The organism is Hanstruepera ponticola (assembly GCF_012931685.1).
Taxonomy (GTDB): Bacteria; Bacteroidota; Bacteroidia; order Flavobacteriales; family Flavobacteriaceae; genus Hanstruepera; species Hanstruepera ponticola.
Map to the genome: position 1 here is coordinate 459904 of NZ_JABANC010000002.1, position 12871 is coordinate 472774.

15 protein-coding genes and 1 tRNA gene are annotated in these 12871 nt (G+C 32.5%); 13 read left to right on the top strand and 3 right to left on the bottom strand.

All coding sequences use genetic code 11. The annotated features are described in order from the left end of the window. Window positions 1-5 precede the first annotated feature (5 nt). From HGK31_RS07950 to HGK31_RS07965, 4 genes are all read left to right on the top strand, one after another. Window positions 6-494 (top strand): hypothetical protein, encoded by a 489-nt coding sequence (locus HGK31_RS07950; RefSeq protein WP_191859264.1) that lies wholly within the window; start codon window positions 6-8, stop codon window positions 492-494. Window positions 495-689: 195 nt separating this feature from the next. After that, window positions 690-2600, top strand: coding sequence for a molecular chaperone HtpG (gene htpG / locus HGK31_RS07955; protein ID WP_191859265.1), 1911 nt, complete (start codon window positions 690-692; stop codon window positions 2598-2600). A 137-nt stretch (window positions 2601-2737) separates the two neighbouring features. Then, on the top strand, window positions 2738-4396 hold the full coding sequence (locus HGK31_RS07960) for a serine hydrolase (RefSeq protein ID WP_191859266.1): 1659 nt from the start codon (window positions 2738-2740) through the stop codon (window positions 4394-4396). Between the two features lie 150 nt (window positions 4397-4546). Next, the gene (locus tag HGK31_RS07965) at window positions 4547-5179 is read left to right on the top strand and encodes an outer membrane beta-barrel protein (protein WP_191859267.1); all 633 of its coding nucleotides are present in this window, start codon (window positions 4547-4549) and stop codon (window positions 5177-5179) included. An 18-nt stretch (window positions 5180-5197) separates the two neighbouring features. Here the strand turns inward: HGK31_RS07965 and HGK31_RS07970 are convergent, their stop codons facing one another. After that, a complete protein-coding gene (locus HGK31_RS07970) occupies window positions 5198-5872 on the bottom strand; it encodes a M15 family metallopeptidase (protein WP_191859268.1) in 675 nt (224 codons plus the stop codon). Between the two features lie 33 nt (window positions 5873-5905). Between HGK31_RS07970 and HGK31_RS07975 the strand changes: the two genes are divergently transcribed. From HGK31_RS07975 to HGK31_RS08015, 9 genes are all read left to right on the top strand, one after another. After that, a complete protein-coding gene (locus HGK31_RS07975; protein WP_191859269.1) occupies window positions 5906-6505 on the top strand; it encodes an alpha-ketoglutarate-dependent dioxygenase AlkB family protein in 600 nt (199 codons plus the stop codon). Window positions 6506-6868: 363 nt separating this feature from the next. Next, window positions 6869-7795 carry an alpha/beta hydrolase gene (locus HGK31_RS07980; RefSeq protein WP_191859270.1) on the top strand — a complete coding sequence of 309 codons (927 nt, stop codon included), beginning with the start codon at window positions 6869-6871 and terminating at the stop codon, window positions 7793-7795. Window positions 7796-8029: 234 nt separating this feature from the next. Next, window positions 8030-8890 (top strand): SPFH domain-containing protein, encoded by an 861-nt coding sequence (locus tag HGK31_RS07985; RefSeq protein ID WP_104734420.1) that lies wholly within the window; start codon window positions 8030-8032, stop codon window positions 8888-8890. A 1-nt stretch (window position 8891) separates the two neighbouring features. Further along, a complete protein-coding gene (locus HGK31_RS07990) occupies window positions 8892-9077 on the top strand; it encodes a hypothetical protein (RefSeq protein WP_191859271.1) in 186 nt (61 codons plus the stop codon). Window positions 9078-9083: 6 nt separating this feature from the next. Further along, window positions 9084-9242, top strand: a complete 159-nt coding sequence (locus HGK31_RS07995) for a DUF4177 domain-containing protein (RefSeq protein ID WP_103051374.1) — start codon at window positions 9084-9086, stop codon at window positions 9240-9242. Window positions 9243-9244: 2 nt separating this feature from the next. Further along, a complete protein-coding gene (locus tag HGK31_RS08000; protein ID WP_191859272.1) occupies window positions 9245-9754 on the top strand; it encodes a DUF1648 domain-containing protein in 510 nt (169 codons plus the stop codon). 4 nt (window positions 9755-9758) lie between these two features. After that, window positions 9759-9944 carry an Arc family DNA-binding protein gene (locus tag HGK31_RS08005; RefSeq protein ID WP_191859273.1) on the top strand — a complete coding sequence of 62 codons (186 nt, stop codon included), beginning with the start codon at window positions 9759-9761 and terminating at the stop codon, window positions 9942-9944. A 55-nt stretch (window positions 9945-9999) separates the two neighbouring features. After that, on the top strand, window positions 10000-11310 hold the full coding sequence (locus HGK31_RS08010; RefSeq protein ID WP_191859274.1) for a DUF819 family protein: 1311 nt from the start codon (window positions 10000-10002) through the stop codon (window positions 11308-11310). Window positions 11311-11361: 51 nt separating this feature from the next. Further along, complete coding sequence (locus HGK31_RS08015) at window positions 11362-12063, top strand: DUF4369 domain-containing protein (RefSeq protein ID WP_191859275.1); 702 nt, start codon at window positions 11362-11364, stop codon at window positions 12061-12063. A gap of 389 nt (window positions 12064-12452) precedes the next feature. Here HGK31_RS08015 and HGK31_RS08020 read toward each other — a convergent pair. Both HGK31_RS08020 and HGK31_RS08025 read right to left on the bottom strand, forming a co-directional pair. Next, window positions 12453-12526 (bottom strand) — tRNA-Thr (locus HGK31_RS08020). 56 nt (window positions 12527-12582) lie between these two features. Continuing rightward, a complete protein-coding gene (locus HGK31_RS08025; protein ID WP_104734425.1) occupies window positions 12583-12852 on the bottom strand; it encodes a hypothetical protein in 270 nt (89 codons plus the stop codon). Window positions 12853-12871: the final 19 nt, after the last annotated feature.

A 12871-nucleotide genomic window follows, 5' to 3' on the forward strand; every position in this document is an offset into this window, starting at 1 on the left:
ATTACATGAAAAAGCTATTTTTTTTATTCTTATGTTTTCATTTCACATACTCTTGTTTTACTCAAAATGACAAGCAAACCATTGAATATGATTTCACGGGAAAGCTTAATGAAGGTCAAATGAAATTTATGAACAATTATTACAATTGGGATTCTAAAGAAATATTAATTATTAATTTCTCTCAACCACGTTCAGATTGTCATTTTGATAATCATATTCATAAAACAGGATATACTAAATGGTGGAAAGATTTCTATGAGAAAATCGACATAAAAGATTGTTCAAATATTTTCGTGTGTTCTGAAAAACACAACAGAGATAAAACTCTTTTTTATGATAAGGCTAATTTTCTATATGATAATTTTTTCAGTCGAAAAGAAAGCTGTTATGGAGTTCTAGTCTTAAATAAAAATGGTGACTATTTGCAATTTAATGGTCATTATACTGAAAAACAAGTTTCTAAATTTAAAGAAAATTTAAAGTCAATAATTTAAAATCTTCAATATGCCATTCAATTGAATGGCATATTTTGTATTCGAAATGTCAGTTTGTCACATTTTATTTCTTGGTACTTTTTTTGTCTATTCTGTTTGCAGAACAAATATTTAATTAATCTGTCTGTTCGAGTACAGTCGAGAACTAAAAGACCTCTCGACTGCGCTCGAGGTGACAAAATAAAATAACAAATCATGACAAAAGGAAATATTAATGTTTCGGTTGAAAACATTTTCCCACTCATTAAAAAATTCTTGTATAGTGACCACGAAATATTTTTACGTGAGTTAATAAGTAATGCAACAGATGCTACACTAAAGCTGAAGCATTTAACCAGTATTGGTGAAGCCAATGTAGAATATGGCAACCCACAGATTGAAGTTAAAATAGACAAAAAAGGCAAGAGACTTCACATTATTGACCAAGGTATTGGTATGACAGCCGAAGAAGTTGAAAAATACATCAATCAGGTGGCTTTTTCTGGTGCTGAAGAATTTTTAGATAAGTATAAAGATGCAGCTAAAGATTCTGGAATTATTGGTCATTTTGGATTAGGATTCTATTCTGCTTTTATGGTAGCAAATAAGGTAGAAATCATTACTAAATCTTACAAAGATGAACCTGCTGCTCACTGGACTTGTGATGGTTCACCAGAATTCACACTAGAACCAGCTGATAAAAAAGACCGAGGAACCGAAATCATTCTTCATATAACAGATGATGACAAGGAGTTTTTAGAGGAATCAAGAATTCGTGAGTTGTTGGTTAAGTATAATAAGTTTATGCCAGTGCCAATTAAATTTGGAACTAAAGAAGTAAATGATCCAGACTTCACGCCAAAAACCACAAAAGACAAAGACGGCAAAGAAACAACCGAACCTCACAAACAGATTACGGTTGACAATATCATCAACAACCCGAATCCTGCCTGGACAAAACAACCAGCAGATTTAAAGGATCAAGATTATAATGATTTTTATCGCGAATTGTACCCTATGCAATTCGAAGAGCCTTTATTCCACATTCACTTAAATGTAGATTATCCGTTCAACTTAACTGGGGTTTTATATTTCCCGAAAATGACGAATGATTTAAACATTCAAAAGGATAAAATTCAGCTATACCAAAATCAGGTTTTTGTAACGGATAATGTAGAAGGTATTGTACCAGAATTCTTAACGATGTTGCGTGGTGTAATCGATTCTCCAGATATTCCATTAAACGTTTCGCGTTCCTATTTACAAGCCGATGGTGCAGTAAAGAAAATTTCATCGTACATCACACGTAAAGTTGCCGATAAATTGAAGTCACTTTTTAATAACAATCGTGAAGATTTCGAAAAGAAATGGGATGATATTAAAATCGTTATTGAATATGGTATGCTATCAGAGGAAAAATTCTTCGAAAAGGCAGATGCTTTTGCTCTGTATCCAACAGTAGATGGTAAATACTTTACCTACGACGAGTTATACAATGCTATAAAAGCGAAGCAAACCGATAAAGATGATAAACTTGTTATTTTATACGCATCAGATAAAGATGCGCAACACAGTTACATTGAAGCCGCTAAAGGTAAAGGTTACGAGGTGTTATTATTAGATTCGCCAATCGTTTCTCACTTGATGCAAAAACTAGAAGGTAACAAGGAAAATATCTCATTTGCTCGTGTAGATGCAGATCATATTGACAACTTAATCAAGAAAGACGATACCAAAATTTCTAAATTGTCTGATGACGAAAAGAAGACGTTAGATGAATTATTAAAAGAAATCATTCCTTCAGAAAAGTTTATGGTGCAATTAGAAACTATGGATAGTGATGCAGCTCCTTTCATGATTACGCAACCAGAATTTATGCGTCGTATGAAAGAGATGCAACAAACTGGCGGAGGCGGTATGTTTGGCATGGGTAATATGCCGGAAATGTACAACTTGGTGGTCAATACAAACTCTGATTTGGTTGGAGAGATATTAAATACCAAAACCAAGAAAAAACAAGAGCGTCTAATTAATCAAAGTTTAGATTTAGCCCGATTGAGTCAAGGTTTACTAAAAGGTCAAGAGTTAACGAACTTCATTAAACGAAGCTATGACATGATTAAGTAGTTGAAACGCTGAATTTTTCAGCATCCTACATATATTCAAAACCACTTCCTTACCGAAGTGGTTTTTTTGTAACCAATTGGTCATTTGGGCGTCATATTATAAAATCGTACATTTCTAAAAACCAATATAACCAACTTATGAAAAACACAAAAACTCACTTTTTCGGAATCTCCTTTCTTATATTATTCCTACTCACCTTTTCATTACAAGCTCAAAGTTTAGATCAAAAAATTGATGCAATGGCATCAGAAATGTATCCAGAAGATGGTCCTGGTGTATCCATTTTAATAGCGAAAGACGGAAAACCTATTTATCAAAAGGCTTTTGGTTTAGCGAGTTTAGAATTGAATGTTCCAATGACAACAGAAAATGTATTTGAAATAGGTTCTATAACCAAACAATTTACTGCAGTTGCCATTTTAATGTTAGAAGAACAAGGAAAGCTTAATATATCTGACGACATGTTAAAATACATTCCAGATTATCCAACTAAAGGAAAAACAATTACCATCCATAATTTATTAAACCATACCTCTGGAATTAAAAGTTATACAGGAATGCCAAGTTTTCAAAAGTTTGCAGCGCAAGATATGACACCTACTGAACTAATTGATCATTTTAAAAACGAACCTATGGATTTTGATCCAGGTGAAGAATTTCGTTATAATAATTCTGGTTATATCCTACTCGGCTATATCATTGAAGTGGTTTCAAAAATGACATATGAAGATTTTATTGAAAAGAACATTTTTGAAAAACTAGGCATGTCTAATTCCTATTATGGCAATAACAATCAAATTATTCCTAATCGAGCTGATGGTTATCAAAAAGGTCCAAATGGGTTTGAAAATTCAAATTATTTAAGCATGACTTTACCGTATGCGGCAGGTTCACTCATGTCTACTACGAACGATTTATTAATTTGGCAAAACGCACTGAATAACCATAAATTAATCAGTAAAGAGAGTTATGAAAAAGCCATTCATGGTTCTACCTTGAATAATGGCGAGCACATTACTTATGGTTATGGTTTAGGTGAAGAAAAAATTAGTGGTTCAAGAACCATACAACATGGAGGTGGTATTTTTGGCTATACTACTATGGGAATTTATTTTCCAGAAGAAAAAATATTTGTTTCTGCATTAAGTAATTGTAACTGCAAAAATGTAACTGGTTTAGCAACACAAATTGGTGCTTTAGCAATTGGTAAACCTATTCCAACCAAAGACGATGCAATTACCTTAACCAACGAGCAGCTAAATGCTTGGACTGGCACATACGAATTTGAGGGCAATGTATTACGCTATGTTACTGTTGAAGATGGAAAAATATTCAGTCAGCGAGAAGGTAGTACGAAAATGGAGGTTTACCCGTTGTCACCTAACAAATTTATATTTGATGCTAATAATACAAGTTACGAATTTTCAAAAGACTCTAATGGATTAAAACAAGTAACCATGCAATTAAGTGGAAAAGAAATAATAGGAAGAATAACAGATAAGAAAGCACCTGTTGAGAAACCAAGCATTACAGTTTCTCAAGAAATACTTGATACATATGTTGGTAAATATGAATTACAACCCGGTTTTATTATTGAAGTAACTACAGCTAATGGACAACTTTTTGGTCAATTAACAGGTCAACCTCAATTTGAAATTTTTGCCGAAGACGAAGACACCTTCTTTTTAAAAGTAGTAACAGCAAGTATTGACTTTAATAAAGATGATTCAGGTGTTGTTACCAGTTTAGTTTTACATCAAGGTGGTCGTGACATGCCTGCTAAAAAAATAGAATAGTCTGCTCCAGGTGTCATGAAATTAAAAACCCACTTCCTGACTGAAGTGGTTTTTTTGTATTTAAAAAATCAATAGCATCATTGGTATTTGAAATAAAGAGCAAGTTATGTTCGTTTATAATATCATTATCTTTAAACAAAAAGAAAAATTATGAAACATTTAAAATCAATTTCGTTTTTATTACTATTGTTTATTTCGAGCGCGTTATTCGCTCAAGAAACTGAAGAAACCAGTTATTCCAAGTTTAGTGTCATTGCATACGGAGGTATTGGTTATGGTATTGTTGACAATGACAATGAAGCAAATTACAATCTAAATAGTAATTCAGGAGATTTGGTTCTTAACTACAAATTTTCCCAAAACTATGGTATTGCTACTGGTGTTGGATTAAATCAGTTAAGTGGTAACGGATTTAATTCAGCTGGGCAATTTTACCACGAACGTAACTTTATTAAAATTCCACTATTATTAAGTATTGACAAAAATGTAGGAGATAATTTTAAAGTATTTGCTTATTTAGGCCCTTACGCCCAAACTATTATCAATGATGAATATACTTTTGTAAATGGAAAAGTAGAAGATGTCTATGAAGGTTGGAATTTTGGATTTCAATTAGGTTTAGGATTCTTATATGAAGTGAGCGATAGATTTAGCCTAGGTTTGAATTATTTAGGTCAATCTGACTTTTCAAAATTAGAAACCAATAATAATCAGATTATTGTTGATGAACAAAAAATGAAAAATCTTAATACTGTTGGATTGATGTTTATTTTAGGCTTTTAGTTCATAAGAAACCCTAAACTATTTAATTTCGAAATCAAAATATGTATCAGGAAATGGCTCATTTCGTAAAGTGAAATGCCACCATTCTTTGGGATAGTTTCTAAAACCATGTTTTAACATAACCGTCTGCAATAGTTGACGGTTTTGTTTTTGCTTTTCTGAAATTTCAGCATAATCAACCCAAGATTCTTCACCAAAAAAATCATAAGGACTTCCCATGTCTAAAGGCTCTAATGTATTAGCATCAATTATGGTTAAATCCAATGTACTCCCTCGACTATGTCCTGATTGTGAGGCTATATATCCATCTCTAAATAAATGTCTTTTAACAACATCAGGATAAAATTGCTGTTTATTGATAGTATCGCTCAAATCCCTTGCCCAATGTATAAAATGATTTACAGCCCTTTGCGGTCTATAACCATCATAAACCAACAAGCATAAGTTTTGTTGCTGTAGTTCTGCTTGAACTAATTTAAGAGCTTGGGCTGTTGGTTTAGTAATTATAAGCCTGTTAGCATGATATCCATCAATAGTGTCGCCCACAAAATTATTGCTCCCATAGTAGCGTAATTCTACTTCCAGATCAGGAATAATGGATTTGGCGTACACAAAATTATCAGGTAAGTGATTTTGTCTCACTAATGCAAGTGTACCAAAAACAATAAGAAGTAGAATTACTTTGATTTTCATATGCTAACTGCTAATTTAGAAAAAAAATCGCCTATGGATTTGTTTTCAAGTCAAAAAACCGTTCTTGAATTACCTGATGCTCATATCACATATGTTACTGATTTTCTAAAAACCGATGAAGCTCATAAACTTTTTGAACACTTGAAGCATAAAACCAATTGGCATCATGATGATATAACCCTTTTTGGAAAAACCTACAAACAACCTAGATTAACAGCTTTATATGCTGAAACAAACAAAACATATACCTATTCAAATGTCAACATGCATCCTGAACCAATGTCTTCAGAATTATTTAGCATCAAGAAGAAAATAGAAATAACCGTAGAGTCAGAATTTAATTCGGTACTCTTAAACTTGTATCGCCACGGGCAAGATAGTAATGGCTGGCATGCCGACAATGAAAAAGAGTTAGGAACTAATCCCATTATAGCTTCCTTAAGTTTGGGAGCGGAAAGAATGTTTCATTTTAAACATCGAAATATAAAAACTGCAAGACATAAACTATTATTAAAAAATGGCAGTTTATTAATTATGTCAGGTGCTATGCAACATCATTGGTTGCATCAAATACCTAAAACACAAAAACCAATTAGCGAGCGCATTAATTTAACATTTAGGAATATCTATTAAAAAAAAAAACCGAGGTCCCTCAACCTCGGTTTAGTTTAATTTGCATTTTTATTATGCTGTTAGATTTAGGGTCTCTAGTATCAACGACATAATGCAAATATTAATTAATTAATCCATTGAACTAAAAAGTATGTCTTTTAGTACATATCAAATGTAAAATTATATTTTAAAAATAACGTTTAAATACATTTATTTTCGATGAAATGCATCTTTTTTTAACATTTGTAGTTGAAATATTGTATTTTATCGATGAAATGCACGATTTAATTTTGTGATTTTGATAATTATCGTAAACTCATTTACATAATAAAAACCTATTTTTACGTTAGTAAAATGTAATTTGATTTTTATAATCTGAATAATATGAGAGCTTCCTTTTTAATTTTTTTACTCACTTTTCATTTTATTAGTTTTTCTCAAGAAGATAATCCAATGGAAACTAGCATTGTGATCAATGAACACATTGAAGGGTCCCTACTATTACCTGAAAATGCTAATTCAGATTATTTAGCAATCATTATTGCTGGATCTGGACCAACAGATAGAGATGGTAATCAGAATTTCCTAAAAAGTAATAACCTAAAAAAGTTAGCGCAAGCTTTAACTAAAGAGGGTATCGCAACCTTTCGTTACGATAAACGTATAGTTAAACAAATAAGGAAAGGTAATGTAGATAAAAATATCATGTTTGATGATTTTGTTACAGATGCTTCATCAGTTGTTGATTATTTTCATAATCAAGCTCAATTTAAATCCATTTACATCATTGGACACAGTCAAGGTAGTTTAGTTGGTATGCTGGCTTTATCTGAAAAGGTAAACGGTTTCATTTCATTGGCTGGTGCTGGTCAAACCATTGACGAGGTTATTACTGAACAAATTCAAAAAATGGCACCAGGATTAACTGAAGATGCACAAAAAACATTTGAAATCCTTAAAAAAGGGGAAACTACAACCGACTACCCTCCTGCCTTAGCATCTGTTTTTAATATTGATACACAACCCTTTATTTCCAATTGGATGCAATATAAACCCAAAGAAATTATTTCAGAAGTCGAGATTCCTATTCTAATTGTAAATGGCACAAAAGATCTTCAGGTTTCAGTTGAAGAGGCAAATCAGCTAAAGGAAGCCAATACAAATGCTGAATTAAAAATTATTGAGAATATGAATCATGTACTTTTCATTATTGAAGGCGACGATTTAGAAAACTCAAAATCTTATAACGAATCTTTCAGATCAATTTCTTCAGAACTTGTTGAAGCTCTTTCTAGTTTCATTAAGAAATAAATTCCTGTTACATATAAAAAAAGAAAAGCATCCCGAGAGGGATGCTTTTACTTACTAACCAACCAAAAATATGAAATGTTATTGTCTTTAATTAAGGTAACCACACTTTAATTAAAGTTAAGTTACAATAACACTATTTATAATTCAATTAGCGTGCCAAACTCAATTTGCAGGATAATTATTTTAATGATATATTTGTGATATCATTTTAATATCATAATAAATTTTATAATCATGAAAGAAGAGAAACTCATAGTACCTGCAAACGGCTACATCATGTTGTTCGTATTTTTAATACTGTTTTTTGGCACCATTGTTTTTGCCATTACTACAGGAAATCCTGAATATCTACCTATTATTATTGCTGCAATTCTTATTGCTCCGGGATTTATTATGGTTCAACCAAATGGTTCACGAGTACTGCTACTATTTGGTAAATATGTTGGTACTGTTAAAAAAAATGGTTTCTATTGGGTAAATCCATTTTACACGAAAAAGAAAATCTCTTTACGAGCTAGTAATTTTGATAGTGAACGTTTAAAAGTTAATGACAAACTCGGTAACCCAGTAATGATAAGTACTATTTTGGTGTGGCGTGTTCAAAACACTTACAAAGCAGCTTTTGATGTTGATAATTATGAAAATTTTGTGCGTGTACAAACCGATGCAGCAGTTAGAAAATTAGCGAGTATGTATCCTTATGACAACTTTGCTGACGAAGGTCTTGATGAAGACATTACACTACGCTCAAGTGTTAATGAAGTAAGTAATGCTCTAGAAAGAGAAATTGATGAGCGTCTTTCTATTGCTGGTATTGAAGTGCTTGAAGCCCGAATAGGTTATTTAGCTTATGCTCAAGAAATTGCAAATGCCATGCTGAAACGTCAACAAGCAACAGCAATCGTAGCTGCAAGACATAAAATTGTAGAAGGAGCTGTAAGCATGGTCGAAATGGCTTTAGAAGAATTAGGCAAAAAACAAATTGTAGACCTAGATGAAGAGCGTAAAGCAGCTATGGTGAGTAACCTGATGGTGATACTCTGTGGTGATAAAGATGCTTCACCTATAGTTAATGCTGGAACTTTAAATCATTAAAATGAGTAAGAATCAAATATACAGTATTGCAATAGGAAGTGCGTTAGGAACTAGTATAGGCACTACAATTGGAGCTGTGGCGGGAGATGTTGCTATAAGCCTAATATATGGATCAATGATTGGAACATTAATAGGGATAGTAATAGCTCTCACCGTCTTTAAAAAGGATAAAAAACAAGAAAATTAATTAGATATGAAGGAATATAAAGTGGTAAACTGGAAAATGGGATTATCTAACAACAATAAAAAATTAGAAATGACCTTAAATGAACATGCCATTTCTGGTTGGAGAGTGATTCACATTGGTGAACAAACAACAAGGATTGTTTTTGAACGTGATAAAAATAGATAGTGATGATGAGTAATGATAGACCGCGAATAAAAGTTCCATTAGAAAGTTTTGATGTGGTATTAGAATTAATATCTATTACCCTTATAATACTAATGTGGGTTTACTTAATTGTAGAATATCAAGAATTACCCGAAACCATTGCATCACATTTTAACGCTAAAGGTGAAGCAGATGGTTATAGCAGTAAAAATTATTTATGGTTTTTACCAATAATATCAACAGTAATGTATGTTAGTTTGTTTATGATTAATAAATTTCCGCATACACATAATTACATGGTTAATATTACAGAAGAAAATGCTTTAAAAAATTACCGATTTAGCACGCGGATTGTTCGCGTCGTAAACACCTTAACAGTTATTATGTTTGCCTATATTATTTATTATATTGTACAAAATGCCAAAGAACATGACATGCAATTTAGCTCTTGGTTTATTCCCTCTGTTATTAGTTTTAGTATATTATTACCTATTGGTATTTACTTATACTACAAAAAAATAAACAAGTCTTAAGAACATGTCAAAAAAGAAAGCCTTTGCATTACGAATAAATGAAGAGATGCTCAAAGCCATCGAGAAATGGGCTTCTGATGAGTTCAGGAGTACTAATGGGCAAATTGAGTGGATGCTAATGCAATATTTAAAGGATAATAAACGTGAACCCAAAACCAAAAAGAACAACAATAAAGACAGCGACCAATAAGGTCGCTTTTTTTAACCCATTTATTTTGGTATTTTGCGGTTCTAATTAAACTAACATGCAAGAAGCACCACTTTTTACAGACGATACTATTGTTTTTGGACTCCTAATGTTAACGTTAGGTTTTATTTTTTATACTGAATCTATAAAGACAGGGTTTTGGCCTAAATTTTACAAAATTGTCCCTGGACTATTTATGGCCTATATGCTACCTGCAGTATTAACGACTGCCGGACTTATTGCTCCTGAATGGGAAACTACGTCAGAGTCGGGTGAGGTAGCTAAACATAGTACAAATCTATATTATGTAGCTAGTCGGTATTTACTACCTGCAGCATTGGTTCTTATGACATTGAGCATCGACTTAAAAGCTGTTTTTAATCTAGGTTGGAAAGCACTTGTGATGTTTCTTACTGGTACTTTAGGTATTGTGATTGGTGGTCCAATAGCCATTTTATTAGTTTCCATGGTGTCACCAGAAACTGTTGGAGGTGTTGGTCCTGATGCTGTCTGGAGAGGTTTATCCACTTTAGCTGGTAGCTGGATTGGTGGTGGAGCCAACCAAACTGCTATGCTAGAAATTTATGGCTATAATCAATCTGAATACGGTAAAATGGTATTTGTAGATATTGTTGTTGCCAATATTTGGATGGCTATTATTTTAATTGGAATTGGACGTTCCAAAGCTATTGATAAATGGCTACGAGCAGATAATTCAGCTATTGAAAGCTTAAAAGAAAAAGTAACCTCCTTCGCCAAAAGCGTTAAACGTAATCCATCGTTAACTGATATCATGATTATTGTTGCTATTGCCTTTGGAACAGTAAGTCTTGCACATATAGGAGCAAATCTACTTGCACCATATTTTGAAGGTGTTATAAGTAATATTGAATCTGCAACAACGCGAAACACATTTACATTTCTAGGCTCTCAATTCTTTTGGATGATAAGTATTGCAACTCTTATTGCTATTTTATTATCATTTACAAAAGCTAAAAACTATGAAGGTGCTGGTGCAAGTAAATTTGGAAGCGTCTTTATTTATATACTTGTGGCTTCAATTGGTATGAAAATAGACTTAGGTTCTATTTTCGATAACCCTGGACTCATTGCAGTAGGCCTAATTTGGATGACCATTCATGCTGTATTATTAATCATTATCGCTAAAATTATAAAAGCACCATATTTCTTTTTAGCCGTAGGAAGTCAAGCCAATGTTGGAGGTGCAGCCTCTGCTCCTATTGTAGCATCTGCATTCCATCCATCATTAGCTACTGTTGGTGTGTTATTAGCTGTCTTTGGATATGCCATTGGGACTATCGCAGCTATTGGCTGTACAATTCTTATGGAATTAGCAGCCGTTAGCTAGTATTTAATCATTTTTTATAAGATATTTGCCCTCTTAATTTTTATAATGTAAATGAGAAATTTAATCCCAATTATAATTGCCTTATTAATTGTTTCATGTGCGAATGAGAAACAACACGACCTAACTGTTAAAGGAACAATTAAAGACCTTAAGAAAGGAACTGTTTATTTACAAAAAGTTGAAGATTCTACACTGATAAATGTTGACTCTATGACCATTACAGGTCAAAAAGAATTTATACTTCATTCCGATTTAGAATCACCAGAGGTTTTTTATTTACACCTGAACAAAACAAACGAAGATAGTGATCGAAAAATAGTTTTCTTCGCAGATAAAGGCACTACTGAAATACATACTACCCTAAAGGATTTTGCTTTCAATGCAGAGATTAAAGGTTCCTCTCAACAGGAAAAATTAGAAGAATATTTAAAAATGATGGAGCGCTTTAATGACAAGAATTTAGATTTAATTAAAACTGAATATGACGCCAAAGCTGTTAATGATTCTACCCTAATTGAAGAAAACCAAAAAGCTTTTGAAAATTTATTGAAAAGTAAATACCTCTACACGGTCAATTTTGCAGTTACTAATAATGATAGTGAATTGGCTCCTTATTTAGCTCTAACGGAGATTTATGACGCTCAAATTAAATGGTTGGATACTATTAATAATGCATTGACTCCCAAAATTAAAAACTCAAAATACGGCAGGGAACTCGAGTCCTTTATTAATAAAAGAAAAAATGAACAATAAAAAAAGCCTCTCAAAATTGAGAGGCTTTTTTATGATTATTGAGCCAATGGAGGGACTCTCTTCGACTGCGTTCAGGATAAACTTCTCGCCCTATTTCATAATTTCAAAAACCCTTTGTAAACAAAAAAGTCCAGTATCAAACTGAACTTTCATTTTGAGCCGATGGAGGGACTCCCTTCGACTGCGCTCAGGATAAACTTCTCGCCCTATTTCATAATTTCAAAACCCTTTGTAAACAAAAAAAGTCCAGTGTTAAACTGAACTTTCATTTTGAGCCGATGGAGGGACTCCCTTCGACTGCGCTCAGGATAAACTTCTCGCCCTATTTCATAATTTCAAAAACCCTTTGTAAACAAAAAAGTCCAGTGTTAAACTGAACTTTCATTTTGAGCCGATGGAGGGACTCGAACCCACGACCTGCTGATTACAAATCAGCTGCTCTAGCCAGCTGAGCTACATCGGCAAAACAGTTCGCAAATATAATCTTGTAAATTATAATTGCAAATTATTTTTTAAAAATTAACCTAACTTGTTTATTTTTTCGATTAACTCACGACCTTTAGATTCAAGCTCCTGATTAATTGCTTTAAAGTGTGCTTTTTTATCTTCAACTTTTCTATCATTTACTTTTTCAATTAAAGTGTCAAAAGTCTCAATAGCCTCGTCAATAATAGCTTCACTTTTTTTTGTGTCTTTGTCTGTATTTGAATATTCCCAAACATAAACAGCTTCAATAATATCACCTAATACGTAATTAATATCTTTTTTTAGGTCTCTTTTATTTGCCATAATTTTATAATTTATTTTG